The organism is Nitrosopumilaceae archaeon (assembly GCA_035631875.1).
In the GTDB taxonomy this organism is placed as follows: domain Archaea; phylum Thermoproteota; class Nitrososphaeria; order Nitrososphaerales; family Nitrosopumilaceae; genus TA-20.
Window position 1 is genome coordinate 306,630 of the sequence record DASQHX010000009.1, and the last position, 20,754, is coordinate 327,383.

The 20,754-nt window shown below is 34.2% G+C and carries 19 protein-coding genes; 4 read left to right on the forward strand and 15 right to left on the reverse strand.

What is annotated here, in order from left to right:
* Positions 1 to 18: 18 nt before the first annotated feature.
* The 6 genes from VEU72_03755 to VEU72_03780 all read right to left on the reverse strand — a co-directional run bounded on the left by VEU72_03755 (position 19) and on the right by VEU72_03780 (position 8,196).
* A complete protein-coding gene (locus VEU72_03755; protein HYL66246.1) occupies positions 19 to 1,143 on the reverse strand; it encodes a hypothetical protein in 1,125 nt (374 codons plus the stop codon).
* 45 nt (positions 1,144 to 1,188) lie between these two features.
* Positions 1,189 to 3,846 (reverse strand): adenosylcobalamin-dependent ribonucleoside-diphosphate reductase, encoded by a 2,658-nt coding sequence (locus VEU72_03760; GenBank protein ID HYL66247.1) that lies wholly within the window; start codon positions 3,844 to 3,846, stop codon positions 1,189 to 1,191.
* Between the two features lie 435 nt (positions 3,847 to 4,281).
* Complete coding sequence (gene nrdD, locus VEU72_03765; GenBank protein ID HYL66248.1) at positions 4,282 to 6,375, reverse strand: anaerobic ribonucleoside-triphosphate reductase; 2,094 nt, start codon at positions 6,373 to 6,375, stop codon at positions 4,282 to 4,284.
* Positions 6,376 to 6,442: 67 nt separating this feature from the next.
* Positions 6,443 to 6,604, reverse strand: a complete 162-nt coding sequence (locus VEU72_03770; protein ID HYL66249.1) for a hypothetical protein — start codon at positions 6,602 to 6,604, stop codon at positions 6,443 to 6,445.
* Between the two features lie 70 nt (positions 6,605 to 6,674).
* Positions 6,675 to 7,049: an OB-fold domain-containing protein gene (locus VEU72_03775; GenBank protein ID HYL66250.1), complete on the reverse strand. Its 375-nt coding sequence runs from the start codon at positions 7,047 to 7,049 to the stop codon at positions 6,675 to 6,677.
* Complete coding sequence (locus tag VEU72_03780; GenBank protein HYL66251.1) at positions 7,042 to 8,196, reverse strand: thiolase domain-containing protein; 1,155 nt, start codon at positions 8,194 to 8,196, stop codon at positions 7,042 to 7,044. The genes VEU72_03775 and VEU72_03780 overlap by 8 nt, the downstream gene beginning before the upstream one ends.
* 63 nt (positions 8,197 to 8,259) lie before the next feature.
* On the opposite strand from VEU72_03780, the gene VEU72_03785 reads away from it, so the two are divergent.
* A complete protein-coding gene (locus tag VEU72_03785; protein HYL66252.1) occupies positions 8,260 to 8,736 on the forward strand; it encodes a DNA topoisomerase in 477 nt (158 codons plus the stop codon).
* On the opposite strand, the gene VEU72_03790 is transcribed toward VEU72_03785, so the two are convergent.
* On the reverse strand, positions 8,726 to 9,535 hold the full coding sequence (locus VEU72_03790) for a carbon-nitrogen hydrolase family protein (protein ID HYL66253.1): 810 nt from the start codon (positions 9,533 to 9,535) through the stop codon (positions 8,726 to 8,728). The two genes, VEU72_03785 and VEU72_03790, sit on opposite strands and share 11 nt — an antisense overlap.
* 35 nt (positions 9,536 to 9,570) lie before the next feature.
* Complete coding sequence (locus tag VEU72_03795; protein ID HYL66254.1) at positions 9,571 to 9,747, reverse strand: 4-oxalocrotonate tautomerase family protein; 177 nt, start codon at positions 9,745 to 9,747, stop codon at positions 9,571 to 9,573.
* Positions 9,748 to 9,810: 63 nt separating this feature from the next.
* Here VEU72_03795 and VEU72_03800 point away from each other — a divergent pair, with 63 nt between their 5' ends.
* Complete coding sequence (locus VEU72_03800) at positions 9,811 to 10,050, forward strand: hypothetical protein (protein ID HYL66255.1); 240 nt, start codon at positions 9,811 to 9,813, stop codon at positions 10,048 to 10,050.
* Positions 10,051 to 10,055: 5 nt separating this feature from the next.
* Here VEU72_03800 and VEU72_03805 read toward each other — a convergent pair whose 3' ends face one another.
* Both VEU72_03805 and VEU72_03810 read right to left on the reverse strand, forming a co-directional pair.
* Entirely contained in the window at positions 10,056 to 10,787 is a 732-nt protein-coding gene (locus tag VEU72_03805) for a rhomboid family intramembrane serine protease (GenBank protein HYL66256.1), read from the reverse strand.
* Positions 10,788 to 10,858: 71 nt separating this feature from the next.
* Positions 10,859 to 12,328 carry a PEFG-CTERM sorting domain-containing protein gene (locus VEU72_03810; GenBank protein ID HYL66257.1) on the reverse strand — a complete coding sequence of 490 codons (1,470 nt, stop codon included), beginning with the start codon at positions 12,326 to 12,328 and terminating at the stop codon, positions 10,859 to 10,861.
* Between the two features lie 153 nt (positions 12,329 to 12,481).
* Between VEU72_03810 and VEU72_03815 the strand changes: the two genes are divergently transcribed.
* Positions 12,482 to 13,543 (forward strand): prealbumin-like fold domain-containing protein, encoded by a 1,062-nt coding sequence (locus tag VEU72_03815; GenBank protein ID HYL66258.1) that lies wholly within the window; start codon positions 12,482 to 12,484, stop codon positions 13,541 to 13,543.
* A 70-nt stretch (positions 13,544 to 13,613) separates the two neighbouring features.
* On the opposite strand, the gene VEU72_03820 is transcribed toward VEU72_03815, so the two are convergent.
* The 5 genes from VEU72_03820 to VEU72_03840 form a co-directional block, all read right to left on the reverse strand.
* Positions 13,614 to 14,162: a PEFG-CTERM sorting domain-containing protein gene (locus VEU72_03820; protein ID HYL66259.1), complete on the reverse strand. Its 549-nt coding sequence runs from the start codon at positions 14,160 to 14,162 to the stop codon at positions 13,614 to 13,616.
* 122 nt (positions 14,163 to 14,284) lie between these two features.
* Positions 14,285 to 14,833, reverse strand: coding sequence for a plastocyanin/azurin family copper-binding protein (locus VEU72_03825; GenBank protein HYL66260.1), 549 nt, complete (start codon positions 14,831 to 14,833; stop codon positions 14,285 to 14,287).
* A gap of 22 nt (positions 14,834 to 14,855) precedes the next feature.
* Positions 14,856 to 15,848, reverse strand: coding sequence for a CFI-box-CTERM domain-containing protein (locus VEU72_03830; GenBank protein HYL66261.1), 993 nt, complete (start codon positions 15,846 to 15,848; stop codon positions 14,856 to 14,858).
* 41 nt (positions 15,849 to 15,889) lie between these two features.
* Positions 15,890 to 16,591, reverse strand: a complete 702-nt coding sequence (locus tag VEU72_03835; GenBank protein HYL66262.1) for a hypothetical protein — start codon at positions 16,589 to 16,591, stop codon at positions 15,890 to 15,892.
* A 26-nt stretch (positions 16,592 to 16,617) separates the two neighbouring features.
* Positions 16,618 to 17,559 carry a hypothetical protein gene (locus tag VEU72_03840; GenBank protein HYL66263.1) on the reverse strand — a complete coding sequence of 314 codons (942 nt, stop codon included), beginning with the start codon at positions 17,557 to 17,559 and terminating at the stop codon, positions 16,618 to 16,620.
* A gap of 185 nt (positions 17,560 to 17,744) precedes the next feature.
* On the opposite strand from VEU72_03840, the gene VEU72_03845 reads away from it, so the two are divergent.
* Positions 17,745 to 20,705, forward strand: a complete 2,961-nt coding sequence (locus VEU72_03845) for a copper resistance protein CopC (GenBank protein HYL66264.1) — start codon at positions 17,745 to 17,747, stop codon at positions 20,703 to 20,705.
* Positions 20,706 to 20,754: the final 49 nt, after the last annotated feature.

The following is a 20,754-nucleotide window of genomic DNA, read 5'->3' on the forward strand; positions in this document are numbered from 1 at the left end:
CGAATTCCTTATTATTAATTAAGAATTAGGGCTAAGTTGAATTTGGTTTTTCAATTCATCCCAAGCAGGTTTTAGATTTTTATCTACATCAATTAATCCCATATTGCAAAGTAACGCTGCAGTATTGTTTAACACTATATCATTACCAAAACCCACTGGAGATTGATTTAATGAGTTGTAACATGTCTCTACAGGTCTGTCATATTGTCTATACCAAGTTAGAAACTCAAATTGAGAAGTATTTTTTCTGTAAAAATCATATACTATTTTCATGAATTTTACTTGATCATCTGTTGTTCCATTAATGGATTTTGCTGTACTCCAGCCAACCTCAACTAGGGCAATTTTTTTACCTCCTGCAAGATCTATCATTTTTTGCAAGTTTTTACCTTCTACTTCAGGACTTTGCGATTCATATCCTGTTGAGTCTATTGGATAATATGAATAGGCAACAAAATCTCCTTGGTTAAGTTTGCCAACAATATCTGTTTGATATTGATTTAATACTGAATTAAGTGAGAACCAATTTCCAAACTTGACATCTGGATGTTTTGCTTTAAGCTTGGAATAAACCCCATCAAAGAACTGAGCATAATTTTGAATATCGTTAGGATGATCTCTAAAGTATCCATCAACATCGCCGCCAATTATGACGTGATCTACTATGTAATATCTAGATAAGACTGCATCAAGAGTTTGTACAGTTTCATCTTGAAGTTTCTGATCAAACTGTGGTTTACCCATCCAACTTGGAAATGGACCTAGGACACGATCATTAATTACGGAAAAATAAAGTGTTACATTGAGATTTTGTTCTCTGTTTAAACCCATTAGAATATCTGAGGTTTTCCAGTTGTACTGTCCTTGTTGTGGCTCTATATTTGGCCAAATAAGATAGACGTTACTTCTTCCAATTCCTGTTGATGCAGCTTGTTGATACGCACTTTGTATTTCTGCAAGAGTTGGAGTTTGTGTTGGAGGCATTATAACCAAACCAAGTTTGATGTTATGCGATATAGCTGGTTGAATTGGTGGTAGAACTGGTGTAGGTTGTGATTGTGGTACTATCCATAGTAATACTATAGCGATTATTATAGCTGCAGTTCCTCCAGCTATTGCACCACGTAGAATTTTTTTATTCAACAATAGTTTCAGTAATTGAAGATGCTAAAAGAGTTTGGAATCGTTCTATCCTGATGTACAGCCGCTGTATCCACATTCTATACAGACATTACATCCTTCTGCAAAGACCAAGTTGTTTTTGCATGTTGGACATAGTCTTTCTTCTATCTGTTCTTGGGTAAGTGGAACTTGTGGGGATTGTACTGATGTTTCTGGAATCTTTATCTGCAATGCTTTTTCGGTTTGTGCTTTTAGATATGGATTTGTGACATTTTTTGCAACATAATCTGTTACATACTGACTTGGAGTTACTTGGAATATTTTTTGTACATTATCACCAGTCATATGTAAGACTTGTTCATGTCTCGAACCATCTCTATATATCGTGATTCCTTTGAGTCCAAGCTCATGTGCTATTAGATATGCTGCTTTGATATCTTCAGCAGTCACATCATATGGCATGTTAATTGTCTTTGCAATGGCATTTCCAATCCACTTTTGCCACACAGCTTGTGCCATAAGGTGATCAGCCCAGTGTATGTCCATTGCTGTAACAAATATTTTCTGCATCCATTCTGGAATTTCTGGAATTCCTTTCAGTGAACCATAGTTATTTGCGATTTTTTCTAGTATTTGATCGTTGTATAGTCCATGTTCTTTGAGAACTTCTTCAAAGATTTTGTTTGTGTAAAAGAATCTTCCAACAGTTACACGTTTTTCAAATGCTAAAGCAAACATTGGTTCCATTCCATTTGAGCAATCACCAATCATTGATAAAGTACCCGTAGGAGCTACTGTAGTTGTCAGTACGTTTCTAATACCATGCTTTTGGATCTTGCTAATTAATGCATCCCAATCATACGAGCGACCATTCTTTGGTTTTTCGTAATATCCTGCCACAGGTATTTTTCCTTCAGGAAATTCTGTTTTTTCACATAATGGAAATGCGCCTCGTGTTTTTGCCAAGGCTACACTTTCTTCCATGGAATAGTAAGTTAATGCTTCAGCAAGTTTTTCTTGGAATTCGTAACCTTCTTGTGAATTATACGGAATTCGTAGCTTAAAGAGAAGATCTGCAACCCCCATGACACCAAGTCCAATTCTGCGTGAATCCTTTGATGCCTTATCGATCTCAGGAATTGGATAATTGTTAACATCTATAACATTATCCAAGAATCTTGTTGTCTTTCGAATTGTCTCTTCATATCTTTGCCAATCAAATTCATATTGTCCATCAGCTTTTCGTTTAACATAGTTTGCCAGATTGATAGATCCCAGATTGCATGATTCATATGGATACAAACTTTGTTCTCCACAAGGATTTGTAGCTCGTATTGGTCCACCTCTAGCTTTTGCAAATACATTGTATTTGTTGATAAGATCAAAGAAGATTAGACCGGGTTCAGCACTTTTCCAAGCTGAAAGTGCAATTAGATCAATTAGTTGGTGTGCATTTATTTCTCGTACTGGTGAGTTATCACGTGGACTTCGAAGAGTATATTTTCCATCTTTTGAATTTACAAGTGCATCCCAGAAATCTTCCCATACCCCAACACTTACGTTAAAGTTTTCTAAAACGCCTGGTTTTGTTTTTGCAGTAACAAATTTTTCAATATCAGGATGCCATGATTCGATAATTCCCATGTTTGCACCTCTTCGTTTCCCTCCTTGTTTAACAACTTCAGTTACTGTGTTTATAATATTCATAAATGACACAGGACCAGAGGCAACGCCAGATGTAGATGCTACCATATCTCCTTCTTCTCTAAGATCAGAATAGTTGATGCCTACTCCTCCACCAGATTTGAAAATTAATGCTGCATCTGAAGACGATTTCATTATTTTCTCCATATCATCAGGCATGGCAAGCACAAAGCAAGCTGAGAGCTGACCCAGTCTACCACCCGCATTCATCATAGTGGGAGAATTTGGTAGAAAGTCTTGTGAGACCATTAGATCATAATATTCTGAGATTCTCTCTGCATATTGATCAAATTTTCTTGCTGCAAGCATGGTAAGAAATTCTTTTATGCCTACTTTCATCTGACCATGCTTGGCCAAGTCTGTGTAGTGAATGATTAATGACCTAAAATGCCATTTGTTAAGAAGATACTTGCCAATCTTGAATTTGTAATCAAAGTCATCGAGTTTATCAAGATATCGTGAAGCTTCCTCTATGTTTTGTGTATTTCCTCCTTCTACTGCAAATATGGTAGAATCCTTTAGTAGATCTCCAATTCCAACCAAAATTGCTACTCGTTCAAACATCTCTCCTGGACTTTCAATTATTGTTCCCTTGTTATTGCGCATCAGGTATCGTGATGCCAAAACTCTCAGGCAGTTAAGATCAAACTTCTTTGCTACACTATCAAGAGATTTGGAATCAAGAACCTTCATTTTTTCTTCTCGAAGTTTTCTTCGTTCGTGTCTGTAAAGTATATAGGCTTTGGCAATTTCACCAAGTCCTTCATCTATTAAAGTAGATTCAACCATATCTTGTACGTCTTCCACGCTTGGTGCACCAGTAGCAGAATAACCTTGATTAACAAGTTTCTCCATTACTCGATCTGCCAATTTATCAGCCAAGCTGTGTTCTGGTCTACCACAAGCAACTAAAGCCTTGTATACTGCGTTTGAAATTTTGTCCTTCTGGAAATTTAACACTCGACCGTCGCGTTTTTTTACTTCAATGATCGAGTTCTCTATTTGTGAAAAATCTGTCAAATGACTCCCCGCAGACCTAAGAAAAGGGAGTTAAATAAAGATTGAGGCAAAAAATATTTTTCCAAAGATCGACTTTGGATCAACTTTATTGACACCATTACTATTTTCATAGTTTTAGATCTGTATAGAACCCAAATAAATCTTCAAGAAGATCCACATTCATATATCGCGTTTTTTAACTTCAATGATCGAATTTTCTATCTATAAAAAATCTGTTAGTATTTCTACATCACGGACTAGGCAAGAAGCCACTTATGTACACATATGGAAGCTTCTTGTAGTCTCCTGTAGCCCTAGTTTTTAGATCGTCATAGAACCCAAATAAATTTTCAAAAAATTGATCTAAATTTCAGGTAAATAAGATTATATTCTATAATTTTTTAAAAAATGTTATTCATAAATATTAATAAGATCTATTCAATGTTTAAGGAAATTTTAGGCAAGTATGTATGGTGATTTGCAAGTAGGACATTTGTCAGTAAGTTTTTCTTCCTTTAGGCCACAATTACTACAAATATGCACCTTTCGTATTGGCCTGAATGAACTTACAAGTTCACTTGTTTTTTCTATAGCCTTTTTTATTATTGCTGCATCTGCGTTATCTGGGATTTTTAATTGTACTAGCAATCCACCATTAAGAGCTTTTGACATGTGATTAGCCTCAACAATTTTATCTGTTTTTAGATTCATTCCTTCTATTTCTGGAGCATTTAGTACTATTCCTTCAGAATATGATTCGCCTTCTACGTATTGGAGAACAGACATCTTACCATATTTTTCCCCATCCAAGGCTGAAAATCGTGCTGCCGCATCGCTTTCAGTCATAGATATGGTAACATTATCACCCATCTCTTTTCCTTTCTTGGTTGCTACTTCCATTGCTGTTGCTATAACTTTAGAGAATATTTCTTGTCCAGCTTTGTTATTTTCATATCCAAGTATTCCAAACACTGCCTCCTTTAAGCCGATCAGATTAACTACTAAGGTAACTGAGCCCTTTTGCATGTATTGGGTATTATTTGCAAGAATTGGATTAAGTCCGCGTCTAGTTAGATCTGATATTTCCTTCTTCCTAAGTGACATTGCTGCAAGTGCAGGCTTCATCAAGAGTGCAAGACGTGCTCTAAAGTATGTTTCATCTTTATTGGATTCAAATGCAAGTCTAGGCATATTAATTGAAAGTGACTGAAGGTTAATTGTAGTTCCAGTAGTTTTTGCATCTCCTCGTAAGATTCCTTTATTTGATACAATACCCTTTGAAAAGCTTACACGCCCTCCTAGTGCAATAATTTCAGAGAGTATATCGGAAAACTCGCTAACTTTGCCTTTTTCATAGTCTATTATAATACCAATTGAAGGAGTGGGTGTTGATTTTACATATTTTTTGTAACTTTCAAGTATTACACCTATTAATTTTGAATCACTTCCAAGTGAGATTCTAAAGGAAGCAAGTGTACCATTTTTACTGTATCTTGGAGCAGTTGATGTTGCTGCAAATGCACTTGTAATCTTTTCTTCTACTTCACCAAGATTTTTTGAATATTTTTGCAAAATTGTTACTAATCCATCCATTATCACTTCCTGTGATGCTTCTCTAAACAATAATGAAGTGAGTAACGATAATGATGTAGCAAGTTCATCTAATGTATTTATTGGAGGCACCCTAGTTACTCCAAGGAATTTTCCTCGAAGATCTATACCGTCTTCTAAGAGTTCTTTGATGTTTACAAATACTGTATCTGGTAAAAGTGACCATATTCCAGTATTTGTTATATGAATATCTCCTGAAAGATGTGAATCAGCAACATCTTTTGGTAGTGTGTTTAGAACCAGATGTTCTCCAAAGACTGTTTGACCAGTCTTAAAGAGGAGACCCTCTACACCATTATGAATACCATCCACGTTTGTTATCATTTCATGAATGTCATATGCAGGAAGCCCAAACCTAGCAAGTTTATGCCTATAATCCTCATGTCCTTGCTCTAAAAGGACAGAATTTACCATTTCACGTATCAATGAGGCAGTAAGGTATGAAGTTTGGAATTTGTAGATACGGTTTTCTACCTCTTCAGTTATTTTTTGGGCAAGTTCAAGTGGAAGGCTACCTTCACGTACAAGAGACTGGATTATCTTATGTGAGTTAAACTCCTCTATTGATTCATGTGAGGTTCTGACATACATCTTGCCACTCTCTATTATAGAGCGTTCTTCAATTTGTCTAGCAAGACTTAGGACTAGTTTTCCTAAATTTGTAATAGTGTAACGTCTTTCTGATTTATTCAGAGCCACTAGAGATTGTCTTAGTAGTTTTCTTAAGTGGTATGCAAATTTACCACTTTCTTTTTTTGATTTAAATCCAGCAAGAGATTTTAATTCTGAATAAGTAAGAGGTCCTTTTGAATTTAGGATACGTAAAATATCGATCCTGTTCGGGCTTGCCATTACCGAAAAGATCATTCTTACACGTTTTGATGCTGATTGTAAAATACCTCCTCGCTTTTGCTCACCAAAGTCCTCACTCAGTTCCATGGCATGTCTAGATAGTATCGGTAAATAAGATTTGTGACTAAATTGATCCTTAAACTAGTATTTTTGATCAGTTTTTCTGTACATCTACTGTAAACTCAGAAGATGAAAGTGTTTGCCCACAAGAAGGACATTTATTGTTGTATGGTCTGATAACTTCTTTAACAGATTTTAACATGCGCATATTTGCAATTTTAGCACCGCATTTTCCGCATACAACATCAACTGACATGCGATCAGTTTCAGATAAAATTATAAAAGAACTGTTTTGTGTTTTTTTTAATCAGTTTAATAAATTTGATTTACAGTTTTTCAATCAACATTCCACGTTCATCATATCCAACAATTCTTACTCTTGTTCCAAGTGGAAGATCTGCGGGGGACTGTATATCTGACATAAATCCTGAAATTCGAAGATCTATACCATCTAGATTCATTACCACCCAAGCATATGGAACGTATTTTTCATATCCGTCTGGTGGAACCGTTATTATGGTATAGGTTACAACTGAGCCTTTTCCCTCAATGAATATATTTTCAAATCCCTTATTTCCACAATTTTGGCAGAAATAGGTGGTAACTAGGTGTAAATGTCCACATTTTGTGCATTTTCGGGCAAGAACCTTACCTTCCTTGGCACTATTGATGAATTCTTCTTTTGTTAACAATTTATACACTTTTGAATATGTGAACAGCGCAGCTTGCACCTGTTGCGCCAAAGTTATGTGTTAAACCGATTTTAGCATCTTTTATTGTTCTTTCTCCAGCTTTTCCTGTTAACTGATCAAAGACTTCAACTACTTGTCCAATTCCAGTAGCACCAATTGGGTGTCCTTTTGATTTTAATCCTCCTGATGGATTAATTGGTATAGCTCCATTTAGTCTGGTCATTCCTTGTCGTACAGCTTCAACTGCTTTTCCTTTTTCAAAAAATCCCAAGTCTTCAGTATCAACTAGTTCTGCAATTGTAAAACAATCATGTACTTCAGCAAAATCAATATCCTTTGGTATTATTCCCGCCATCTTGTATGCAGCTTGAGCAGCAATCTTTGTACTTGGAATTGTTGTAATGTGTTCTCTTCCTTGTAATGCTGCAGGAGATCCTCCCCTCCCTGACCCCACGACTTGGATGTAATTTTTTGTATGCTCTTTTGCAAATTTTTCGCTGCATATAATCACTGCACTAGCTCCGTCTGAAAATGGACAGCAATCATATAATTTAAGTGGGCTTGCAACAACAGCAGATTTCATAACATCATCAATTGTAATTTTTTTTCTCAGATGTGCTTTTGGATTTAGCAAACCGTTATCGTGATTTTTTATTGCGACCATTGCAAGATCTTCTTCTGTTGCTTTGAATTCAGCTAGATAAGCTCTTGCCATTGATGCAAAGAGTCCTGGAAATGACGCACCTGCTCCTCCTTCATAAAAAAAATCAGAGCAATATGAAAAATATGTTGTAGTCCATTCTGTACCTGTATGAGTTACTTTTTCTACTCCTGTTGCTAAGACTGCATCATAAAATCCAGCTGCAACATTTGCATAAGCTTCTCGAAATGAAACAGATCCACTCCCACATGCTGATTCAATTGATAAAGACGGAACTTCTGGAATACCAAGATCACTCATAATAACTGGCCCCAAGTGAACCTGTTTATCGGCTATACCAAATACATTAGAAATGTAACCTGCCTGAATTTCTTTTGGTTCTATTCCTGCACTCTCAATAGCATCAACTGATGCCTGAATTGCTATGTCTGTAATGCTATCTTGTAATTTACCATATTTTGTGCTGCCTGCACCAATAACACAAACCTTTTCCACAAATCTCGCTGACTAGATTCCCTATAAAAATTCTTCATTAATGTTCAATTACAAGATCATGTTATGATAGTGATGCAAGGAAAAAAAAATTCTCAGATTCAGATCTCAGTAAAGAGAAAAACAGTAGATTCAAGAAACTCTGTCAAAATTAATGAAAGAAAAATTGTAAAGATGAAAAATGAGATTAAACAATATTATGATAAAAACGGATATCTTTCTTGGTCTGCAAGAAAAAAGAAATACATCATACTTGGAACAAATTCTCCAGTAAATGGATTGGTTGAATGTCCTCAGTGTCATATTGGAAAGCTTATGGTAATACGTTCTCGTACAACAAAAAAAAGATTCATTGGATGTTCAAATTATTATAATGGATGTAGAGCATCATCACCACTTATACAAAGAGGAATGCTTTGTACAACTAAAATTTTATGTAAGTTTTGTTCTTGGCCAATTGTTCTTTTTAGATATTCTAGAAAACAAAAATGGATAAGACAGTGTGCAAATATAAAATGCAAAACAAGAGAAATTAAATCTTAAAATCTGTATAGATATCTGTTCTTCTATTTTGTAAGAGCGGTAAATTTTTTCTTACCTGACGCACTCTGTCAAGTGAAATGTCAACAATCCCAATTCCTTCTCTTTTTTTCATATCCAATAATATTTTTCCATATGGATCAACTACCACGCTTCGTCCACAGTACATGTTACCAACTTGATCGGGTGAAATAAGATAACAGCCATTTTCAATTGCACGCGTTTTGTTTATAGTTATCCAATGTTCCTCTTTCATCGTACCTTTTACCCATGCAGATGGTGCTACAAGAATTTCTGAACCAGCAGATGCAAGTGTTCTAGACATTTCAGGAAATCGCAAGTCATAGCAAATCATCATTCCCATCTTCCCTATTGTTGTTCTAGTTGGTTTTACAATTTTAGATCCAGCATAAAGCTTGTTAGATTCTTTAAAACCAAGTGCGTCATAAAGGTGAATTTTTCTGTATTTTGATAATACCTTGCCATTTTTATCAATAAGAAAAGTGGTATCGTATACACGATCAATTTTTGGACTTTTTTCATAAAATGTTCCTATTACTTGAATAGAATTTTGTCTTGCAGATTTTGAAATTGAATGAACGAATTCTCCATTGATTGTTTCAGCTAAACTTGCAAGCTCTTTTGGAGATTGAGAGGCTGTTGTATAGAACATCATAAATTCTGGAAATGCACATAGTTTTGCTCCACGTTTTGCAGCTTTGTTTATGTAACCAAGAATTTTTTTTAGATTTTTTTTCTTATCAATATCTGCTTTTAATTGTACAAGTGCAACTTTTGTCATAAATTTTGTATAGAGAGTTAAAATAAAAATGTAGTTTAAAGAGGATTTCCAGCCATATACCAGTTTTCTTTAGGGTTTTCCTCAAAGACCACAATGACATGATTTTCTTTGGTCTTGAGAATTTCTACTGCAGATTTTGTTATTGCTTTAGCAAAATCCTCTTTTTGTTTTTGTGTTCTGCCAGGATACATTGAAATAGTAATTAATGGCATGTGTTTTTATTAAGTCAAGTAGAATTTATTCCTTGATATATCACGATATAAAATAGTGATCTTATGAAACTTGGTTACGTTGTTCTGATAGTTGGTGTAGTCATGTTGATTGTTGGCAATTTTCTTGGAAACGCATTGTTAAACTCTATATTTACAAATAATCCAAATCACTCACATCTAATCAATGATGTAAATCAGGAACTACTATCTCTGAGTTATTCACTCTTAATAATGAGTAAATTGGGAATAGCAGTTCTAGTATTGGGAGGAATTATTTTCATCAAAGATAGAATCAGGAAATAAGAAACTTACTTGTAGTCTTTCCATCCGTATCTTGTTCCATACGTGAATTCTGAGCTGTGTGTTTTTTTGTAAAGAAAACCTGTCAGCAAACCTACCAAAAATCCACCTATATGGGCAAAAAAGGCAACACCAGAACCACTTGAACCAACAAATGCTGGTAAGACGTTTTGAAATATGAACCAAAATGGAAGATACCACTTTACTGAAATACGAATGATTCTAGTGAAAAACCCAAAGAACATCAAAGTTACTACTTTTGCATTAGGATATATCACAAGATATGCTCCAAGTACACCAGAAATTGCTCCTGATGCACCTAATGCAGGAGCAACACTTGATGGATCAGATAATATGTGTACAAAATCTGCAACTATTCCCCAGAATAGATACAATGCAAGAAATTTTCCTCTTCCAAATCTGTATTCAATGTTATCACCAAAGATATACAAAAATAACATGTTTCCTCCTATATGTAAAATCCCTGCATGGAGAAACATTGAACTGAAAATTGATGATATTACACCATAATTTTTGTCAATTAATCCATGAGTTACTTCTGACGGGACAGTACCATAGTTAAGAAAAATTTGTTCTGCATTCTGATTTGTAAACTCGTAGAATTGTCCTATAACAGAAATCTCCCAAAAAAATACAATTACATTTATTGCAATAAGTGTCCAAGTAACATAAGGTTTGTAACCTACGGGTTTTGGGTTTTCATCACGTAATGGAATCATGGAATAATAAACTAACTTTTATTTTGTATAATAATATTTGTAGAATTTCAAATTTTATACAGAAATTATTTCTATTGTAACCTAGTTTTTGCAGTGACTGCTACCACGCTAACTATGGCAATTACAAGAACTAGTGATGCAATTGAACCAAATTCTGGTACTTTTGCAGTGTTATTTTGTATAGTGTCACTTGTAACTGTAGATGGGATAACAAGATCTCCTCTACCTATTCCTATTCTACTTGTGTCAGGTAGACCATTGTTAATTATAGATTTTACGTTAATTTCTACTCTATAGATTCCATTGCTTGGCAAGTTTAACGATTGAGTATCAATGCCCCCTTTTGCTGTAAGACTTGTCTCAGAAAGTGCTGTATTACCATCACTATCTAATATTTTGAGGTCATAGTTTACATCTCCAGTTACTTGTTGCTCTGTAAAGGCATCAAAAAATGTCAGTTTAAGATTATTTTGTGTATTTGCAGTAATCTGTGTAGGAGACCAACCAAGATTAATTCCCCATCCACCAAAATCAGTTAGCACACTAGAAGAAGTCTTGACGTTTGCAACTGCTGGTGCAAGTTGAAAATCCATAGTGTTTGTTCCAGGAGGCATAGTTTTTGCGATATTTTGAATATCAATTTTGTTTAACAAAATATGCGCTATTACAGTATCACCTAAAGAATATGGATCTACAATTAGTCGTCTTCCAGTGATCGGATCCCCATTTACACTTGCAACATATGTTGGAGTACTTGTAAATTCTTTGAATGATTTTGGAATATGAATCTCTTCATGTACAAAGATAGGACGATCTTGGAATCTAGTCGTATTCCAATCAAATGGCATAGAATATGAAATTTGTAATTTTGATGGATCGAAGCTAAAATCGTTATTGATTTTGTCATAGTATGAAATTATTTCAGAGTTGTAGTTATTGTTGTTATATGTTATAGTGTGATTTGAAATATCTCCAACACTTAGGTAAGAATCAAATTTTGGAGCAGTATCAGGTGTAAAAAGGTTATTCAAAAAATCAATCGTCTGCAATTCCAAATGAATGTGATATAGTCCTCCTTCTTTTAGTATAGGTGCCAGTACGTTAATTGGTCCACCACTCTGTGACATCCACGAATTTAATACAGGATCTTGATCAGCTTGTATAGTCCATTGCCCTATGGTATCAGTTGGAGTAATCTTAAGAGTTATTGTTCCTGTACTGGTGGAGAAAAGATCTCGCATCAAAAGTTGATTGCCTTTTGTTATCTCAATCCAGAGTGAATATTTTTGAACTGTCTCATTTGTATTTGCATCAAATATTCTAAGGAACATGGTCTTGTCCTGATTAACATTTGAGGTAATAATAGGCGGAGTAAGTTTAATGAAAACTTGAATTTTTTTATTTCCAACTGTTGCAGGTGGAAGATTTTCCATTGTAAAGCCATCTCCATAAACATGATGTAAAGTCATAGATCCTAAGATAGAAAAAAGTGCAAGAGCAAAAATTGCAGATAGGATACCCTTAGACAGATATGACTTCATTAACAAACCTCTATACAGATCATATTTAATTCTTAAGGATAATTCTCATTACCATTAAATTAATGATAAATAAGAGAATCACTAATGAAAAAATGGACAAAAATTTGTTTTATTATTAGTATTTTTGCAGTTGGTTCAGCTTTTTATTTTATATTGAATTTTAATAATTTTGGTGCAGAAAATTTTGCTTTTGCACAAAGCTCATCAATAACTATAATCACTTTAACAAATAATAACGTTTTACTTGGTGGTGCTGAATATTCCATCACACCAAATCCATTAGGAAGTTCTGGAACTTTTACTATAAAAGACAATTCTGTATTGGACTCTGAAAAAGACAAAGATGGAATTATCACCATAACTGGCATAAAAAATGGAAACTATACAATTTCTCAAATCAACGCACCAACAGGATATGATTTTGACAAGCTTTCAAAAACAATACAAGTAAAAGATTCATCTGCAGTTTCAACATTTACTAATATTTCTTCTGGAACCAGTTTGGTAACAAGCAATCCTGTAAACAACATAACGTATACAGCAAAATTTGAATGCGGTTCAATTAATGCTGATGAAGGACCTCTAAGACCTGGTCATTACGATACAGATCTTAGCATTTTTAACAAGCAAAACTATCAAGTTTCAATATTATGGAATGCTGTATTAAATGACGGACCAAATTCTAATGCCATTTTAAAAAATCTAAATTCTGAAACATCAACTGCTCTTACTTGTCAAGATATTAGAAAACTACTTGGAACCAATAATGAAAATTTTGTTGAGGGTTTTGTGATAATTAACGTACCATTGGATTCAACATTACAACCAGAAAAAGGAATAACATTACAAAACCTATCAGGTGATCAAATTAATCTTCTTAATGTTCAAGTATTTTACACCGCTAATGCACTTGCAACACTTCCACATGAAGTAATAGTGGATAAGATCTCATTTTACATAATTCAAGACAATACAGGTAAGATTCCAAAAGAAATGATTCGTAAAACACTAGATATTTCGATACCATCAAGTATCAATGAATTATCAAATACTGAAACCAAGGTAAAGAATATTCTTGCGCAAAAGTATAATCTTACTGATAATGATCTAGGAATGATATCAGTTAGAATACAAAGTATTTCAGTTGGAGTTGGTACTCTCATAGATGATCATGCCATATCATTAATTACAATACAGCCCCAAACAAGCTCCTAAATCAGATCTAGAATTCTATTATAAAAGTAATGTTAGATATTATAAAAATAATAAAAAGAAAATGAGAGATTTAGAGTTTTAGGAATCCTCTAGTCTTTGCAGTTACTGCTACCACGCTAACTATTGCAATTACAAGAACTAGTGATGCAATTGAACCAAATTCTGGTAACATTGTACTGTTAGTCGTACTGTTAATTGTAGTTGTTGAATTGTTTGTTTGTGTACTAGATGCTCCCACTATGACTTGACCAGTCATCCATGGATGAATTTCGTCAAAATAGTTGATTGCTCCTATATCAGCAGTTGTAAATGTGTGAGAAAATGTCTGTCCAGGTGAAAGGTATTGACTGTCAAATACAGAACCAGTAGTATTATCGTTTTGTTTTCCACTTGTTACTGTGTGAGGTGATCCTGTACCTGTGTCTGTCCATGTAACTGTATCACCTGGTGACACTTGTACTGGATTTGGTGTAAAACAGTCATTTGTTGCTGCACAAGCTTGATTACTGATATTACCTTTTACTACGGTGAAAGTATTTGCAAATGCGGATGGGGTAAATGCCACAATACCAACTAGAGTCAAAACAACAAGGAATGAACCTATTGTTTTTGACTTCATGGATATGCTATTTATTCAAGTGATAAAAAAGTATTTGTATTTCTGGTGATTATGTCTATTTCTTGTCGTAAATATGAATAATCTTTACGATGACTGATATTAATAAAAAGAAAATGAGAGATTTAGAGTTTTAGGAATCCTCTAGTCTTTGCAGTTACTGCTACCACGCTAACTATTGCAATTACAAGAACTAATGATGCGACTGGACCAAATTCTGGGACTGCATTATTGTTTGTTGCGTTAGGTGTTTCAGTTGGTGCCGGTGTTGTTGAAGCTGCTGCTACAGTTACAACTCCTACCATCCAAGGATGAAGTTGGCAATAGTAGTTGAATGTTCCAGCATCTGCGAATGTATGTGAAAATGTTGTTCCTGGTTTGAAAGTACTAAAACCAGTGTCAAAGACAGAACCAGTTGTATTATCATTTGGACCATTTCCACTTGATACAGTATGTAATTGTGCATCAGTATTTGTCCATGTGACTGTACCACCTACGTCTACAGATACATTACCTGGTTGAAAACAATCTGTTGTACATGATCCAGAACTTCCAGCTCCTTTTTTTACTGTAACACTAGCTGTTGATTGAGCAAAGGCTGATGGAGCAAATGCCACAATACCAACTACTAAGGTTACAATAACGAACAGTGAACCTATTAGTTTTGAGTTCATGGATCCTGCTAATTCTAAGCCACTATAAAAACGTGTTTGCTTTTCTCATTATTTTTGCAATTGCCCAAGAGGAATAGATTGCACCTAGACCCGCAAATATCAAAACTGTTGCAGATGTTGTAATCATAATAAACTGAGTATTACCTGTAACAATTGAGATTAATGTCAAAGATAACACTCCCGAAATTGTTGTAATTATAATTTTTGGATTTAGTTTTTTGGTTTCTCTAACGGATTTAATGGCAAGACCTGCAGGCCAAAGATAAGTTGCACCAATCAATGATGATGCCATTATTCCTGATGATATAACTGAAAGATTGTTATTTCCAATTGTTGAGAATTTTGCCATTTGAAGAATTCCAAGAAGAGGCGATATTCCTGCTCTCACAGTTTCTTGCAAAAGAGGGTGTGTTCTTTCCGCATCAGCTACTGTTGGACTAAATGAATAGTAAACAGTATTGAATGCATTAAGAAAACTTGAACCAGCTACAGTTGTCATGATTGTATTGTCTCTATATTCTCTTAAGAATTGTACTTGCGGTGCAAGCTCTGATCCATACGCTGCAGTTGCTATGAGACAACCGCTTTTTGGCTGAACCGGTTGTGTTGGTTGAGATGGCTGTGTAGGTTGAGAACTACCAGCAGTAATAGAGAATGTTGCCGTTTCTGGTGGAATTGGTTGGAACAAAATTCCTTCTACACTAACAGTAATTTGGTAGTCTCCTGCATCTTGAAATTGATATGGAATGCTGACAGCACCTTCTTCTCCAACATGTGTAATGGGAATTCCAAAAACTTGGTTTTGTCCTTTTGTTACTGTAACTCTATAGTCAATGTGTGGTTGAATCGCATTTGTTTGTTTGTTTATGAAACTGATTTTAAGTTTGGTCTGGTCTCCTGGATTTGGATTTGCAGGATCTGTAGAAAATCCAACTTTTATGGTTCCACCACTTGTTAGTTTGATTTGTTGTGATGATATTTGCCCAAATACAGGCAAGATTAAGAGCGGTAACAAAACTAACACCAAAGACAATTTTAGTAATTTATTATAAAAAATCAAATTTTTTCACCTTTACGAGAAATAGCAAATACTGCAATAACTATTCCAGCTACACCTATACCAATTCCTGCCATGCTTATCATGTACAATCTATCAGTAGTGTCCTTTACATCTTGAAAGGATTTTCCAACGTTTGCTACATTTTGTGCAGCTGAATTTGCACTGCTTTTTGCATCTTCAATATCACTTGTTAGTTGATTGATAATTGTGCTAACTTGTCCCATATTGGAAGTATCTGCGGAACCAGATGATGGAAAATTAAGAATATCTACGCTTGCAACATCATCTAGCGGTATTTCGGTATCAATACTTTGATCTTCTATAGTACCTTTCATAATAAGACTATAAGTTCCAACTCGAGTTGGAATCAATGGAGAAACATACTGCCCATCAGCTGTATTATCAGGAACAAAATCTAATTGTTTTGTAACTGAACCATATTTTATTGAGATTTGCATGTTGGCTAATGCGTTGATGACAGGTTTAGCGCTGTCCCCACTGCCTTTTTTCACTATAACTATAGGTGCATTTATCAATCCATTATACACCGGCTCGTTCTGCCAGCCAATTGTTACAAGATAATTACCAAATACTTTGGTAATATGTGCTGATGCTGGTTTTACTGCAAAGGGAGAAATTGAAAGTATTAATAAAATCAGGATAGAGATAGATGCAAGAGTTAGAATTCTTGTTTTCATTTAGCTTAAAGTAAATGATCTGATATTTATTGTCTTAACTTTATGGATCTAAATCTTGTTATCGCTATAACACCTACTATAGAAATTATTACCAATAATGCTGGCATTGGAAATTCTGGTACTGTTGTAGATGAGCCCGGATTATTATAACCAGGTGTTACTTGATAGCCCTCTTGTATATTATAAGCAGAAATAAGAGCCGGATGAAGATCTTTATGGACATCCATCATTATGGTATTTGCATCAGCTTTGCTATTTAGATCCTGTAATAGTTTTGTAAATGCCGCTGATACTTTTGCATTTCCGTCAGATTTATCTGGATTCTTTGCAGCAAGGTCATTAAACAAGTTTTGTGCTGAGGTTGCAAGACCTATTGAATTTTCATATTTATTCTGATCAACTACAGTACTGGTCATGACCATACTGCCTCCTGATATGTTATCACCCATTTTCATTTGGGACATATCATTTAGATCAACAGTTGCATTTATTGCGTCACCATATTTTTCTAATGTCTCCTTAAGCACTAAAGTTACAGCTAATGCTTGTACAGTTGAGTTATTTAGCTTGTCCTTGTCAACTCGTACTGGTATAGATTCATCTAGATAACCATTAAGTTTTGATACGTCATCATTTACCATATTCTGGTTTCCGGCTTTTCTAGCATCATCAAGAGTTGCATTAATAGTAGTTGGAATCTCTGTTTGTAACAAAGTATTTCTCTCTCCCATTTCTCTTGTGTCATTTACATTCCAATACTCTCCTAATGCATCAGAATAGTAATCAATTGCAGCCGTATCACCAACATGCTTTGCAACTATACTTACTTCAGTTTTGATTTCTGCTACTTTGGCAAGCCAAGATGCACTCTCATCTCCACCAAAATTATGTGCGTATGCAGGATGAGTATATATCAATCCAGAAGAGATTATACCAGCTAGTAATAATGCTATGACCTTTTTATTCACATTTTGCTGATCGTTCTCTTTGTTTAAATATTTTCTAGTACAAATGTCGAACACCATAGTATAAAAATAAAAAATCATTTCTAAACTTCATTTTATAATATTTCTACATAAAAATTCTAATTCAATTGTTTGTTAAGAATCTTAGTAAGAGCCATATAGTAAAATCAGCTTAATAGTCATTGTACATGACAAAGTTTAATGGCAAATTATCATTTCAAATTATTTTAATCATTGTAATTATATCATCGATAATCTTTGCAATTCCAAATATTCCTAATTCTTATGCGCATGCTTTTGTAACGAAAAGTGATCCTGCTCAAGGACAATCATTGGCTACTCAACCGTCTAAAATTGATGTATACTTTAGTGATCCTGTAGATATTAGGTATAGCCAGCTAAAAGTTTTGGATTCTGATGGAAATGAGATACAAGAAAAAGATCAGCACTACATTGATAATGATCAAACTACATTAAGTGTATCATTACCTTCTGGACTTAAAGATGGAATTTATACCATTACTACCAAAGTTCTTGATCAAACAGATGGTCATGTAACTGAAGATGCTATAGTTTTTGCTATAGGTCAAGCAGTACCACAAAATTTTGTTAATCCTACTAGTAGCAATTATCAAGAGATCTCCATCCCTGAAGCAATCACAAGATTTCCTGCGCTAGTTGGTCAGGTCATGGTAGTTGGTATTTCATTTGCCACATTGTGGTTATGGAAACCATTATCAAGAATTCAGTGGTTAGAAACCTCTCTAACAGAAAGTAGAATCAAAATTGATGTAAGTATGATGAAACTAGCAGTAATTGGTTCCGTTATAATATTATCATCTGGCTTTGCCATGATTGCTGTTCAAGCTTATTCAATTAATGCAGGAATTCTGGATGCAATTTCTACAAAATTTGGAAACATATGGGTAATCAGAATGATCTCATCAGTTACATTGCTTGTATTATCTTTTGTAATATTACAGAAAATAAAAAAATCAAATTTCATCGTATCCAGAGTACATGTTTTAGGATTATTTGGGATGGGCTTAGTAGTACTTGCAACTACAAGTTTAATCAGCCACGGTGCAGCTACTGGAAAAATATTACCACTAATACTAGATTTCATACATAATGTAGTAGCTTCTCTTTGGATTGGTGGAATTTTCTATATTGCATTCATTGTAATGCCAAAACTAAAACTTGTCAATGAAAATGTTGGCGTATCTACCATATCAATTTTGATCCCTAGGTTTTCAATTATAGCAATAACAATTCTTGGTGCAATAGTAATTACTGGTCCATTTCTGCTATATTCTCTTGAAAATAATCTTGCCTTAACCTTAGCATCGACATATGGCAAAATATTGATTGTAAAACTCTCTCTTGCTGCAGCTATGATAGCTATAGGAGCATATAATCAGATGATCATACACAAGCAAGCATTCAACACAACTAACAGTTTAACTACAAAAAATAGAACAGTAACTACACAAAATGTAAATGATACAAAATCTATTTTATCTAAATTTACTAATAGTGCAAAAATTGAATCACTAATAGGCATAGCTTTGATTGCTTCTGTTGCTGTACTTGTTGACTCTGGTGTTCCATCAAGTGAATTTCAAAATCAGTTACAATCAATACAAGATCAAAATATTTTTGCACTAGCGACACTCGATAATACAATCACTGATCAGAAGTTTTCAGAAACAAAATTTGTAGAAAATGGCAGTAGAATAATTTTAACAATTAATCCATTTTTTACAGGCAATAATGATTTTAAAATTTCATTTTTAGATTCAAACAAAAATCCAATAGATATGAAATCAGTACAATTGAGATTAACCCAAGTCGATAAGGGAATAGGTCCAATCACGATAAACGCACAGCAAGTTTCTACAGGAATATTTTCTGTAAACACTGCATTTGGATTCCCAGGACATTGGAATGCACGAATAGAGGGAATTCAAAATAAGGAAAATTCACTCAATCTTGTTGCGTCTTATGATGACTTACTTGTGAAACCAAATTTGTCTAGTCTAACAGTCAATATTAAAGAATTCAAAATGCCTGAAAACAATAGCCGACCTTTGTATCCTGCGTATGATAATAGTAGAAATGTAGTTTGGATAGGCGACAATAATAGTAAAATATTTGAGTTTGATCTAAATTCAAAAAAATTCATTGAACATAAAATTAATGGTATTAACATTATATCAGCTATAACATTAGATTCTCAACATAAAATATGGTACACAGATCCAATATCAAAAATAATTGGAAATTATGATCCAAGTAATAACTCTAATCAAATCTATAAAATTCCAAGTCAAGGCACTATTTCTGGAATTACCATAGATGATTCTGATAATGTTTGGTTAATTGATGCATCTAATGATAAAGTGTTGAAATTCAATCCAATAACAAAGAACTTTACTTCAATAAACTTGGAGAATGGTTCTCAACCTTTAGGGATTACCATGGAAAAATCATCAGGACAAATATGGATTGCCGAAGGAGGAATCGGAAAGATAGCAAGTATAGATCCTAATAATTATAAAATTAATGAATATGCTCCAACAGAAAATAATGTTATACTTGCTACTCCTACAGGTATAATTTCAGATCCTGTAACAGGTAACATTTACGTTTCAGAACATGATGGCTATGCAGTATCGGTTTTTAATCCACTTTTAAAGACCTTCAAAAAAATCACCTTAGACTTAGAGAAGTCAGATTTGCCACTTGGAATGGTTTTTGATAATTATCATAATCTTTGGGTTGCACAACATACGTTGGATAAAATCGCTGTAATGGATCCTAGAACTGGTGAATTCCGTGAGTTTGACATACCAACGAAAAATACATGGGTTCAGTGGTTAACTGTAGATTCACAAGGCAACATAGTCATGGCAGAATACATGAGTGGTTCACTTGGAATTATATCAACAAATGTGAATCCTGCATTAACACAAGACAATTCTCAAACAAATAACTTACCTGCAGGAATTCCACGTCTGGGCTTCAGCTATGCAGACATGGTAGCTCCTTCAATGGCAGGATTGCTAATAGTTGTTGCTTTCTTTTATTCAAAAAGTGTTACAGATCTAAAGAACAGTATAAGACAAATAAAGAAAAATACAGATTAACAAATATAATTTCATTAATACTAGTTCTACTTTTGTACCAGTTCATTTA

Excerpts from the sequence above, each read along its gene's own strand:
- nrdD (HYL66248.1), bottom strand. The coding sequence starts at position 6,375 with ATGGAACTGAGTGAGGACTTTGGTGAGCAAAAGCGAGGAGGTATTTTA.
- VEU72_03770 (HYL66249.1), bottom strand. The coding sequence starts at position 6,604 with ATGTCAGTTGATGTTGTATGCGGAAAATGCGGTGCTAAAATTGCAAAT.
- VEU72_03785 (HYL66252.1), top strand. The coding sequence starts at position 8,260 with ATGATAGTGATGCAAGGAAAAAAAAATTCTCAGATTCAGATCTCAGTA.
- VEU72_03790 (HYL66253.1), bottom strand. The coding sequence starts at position 9,535 with ATGACAAAAGTTGCACTTGTACAATTAAAAGCAGATATTGATAAGAAA.
- VEU72_03795 (HYL66254.1), bottom strand. The coding sequence starts at position 9,747 with ATGCCATTAATTACTATTTCAATGTATCCTGGCAGAACACAAAAACAA.
- VEU72_03800 (HYL66255.1), top strand. The coding sequence starts at position 9,811 with ATGAAACTTGGTTACGTTGTTCTGATAGTTGGTGTAGTCATGTTGATT.
- VEU72_03805 (HYL66256.1), bottom strand. The coding sequence starts at position 10,787 with ATGATTCCATTACGTGATGAAAACCCAAAACCCGTAGGTTACAAACCT.
- VEU72_03810 (HYL66257.1), bottom strand. The coding sequence starts at position 12,328 with ATGAAGTCATATCTGTCTAAGGGTATCCTATCTGCAATTTTTGCTCTT.
- VEU72_03820 (HYL66259.1), bottom strand. The coding sequence starts at position 14,162 with ATGAAGTCAAAAACAATAGGTTCATTCCTTGTTGTTTTGACTCTAGTT.
- VEU72_03825 (HYL66260.1), bottom strand. The coding sequence starts at position 14,833 with ATGAACTCAAAACTAATAGGTTCACTGTTCGTTATTGTAACCTTAGTA.
- VEU72_03835 (HYL66262.1), bottom strand. The coding sequence starts at position 16,591 with ATGAAAACAAGAATTCTAACTCTTGCATCTATCTCTATCCTGATTTTA.
- VEU72_03845 (HYL66264.1), top strand. The coding sequence starts at position 17,745 with ATGACAAAGTTTAATGGCAAATTATCATTTCAAATTATTTTAATCATT.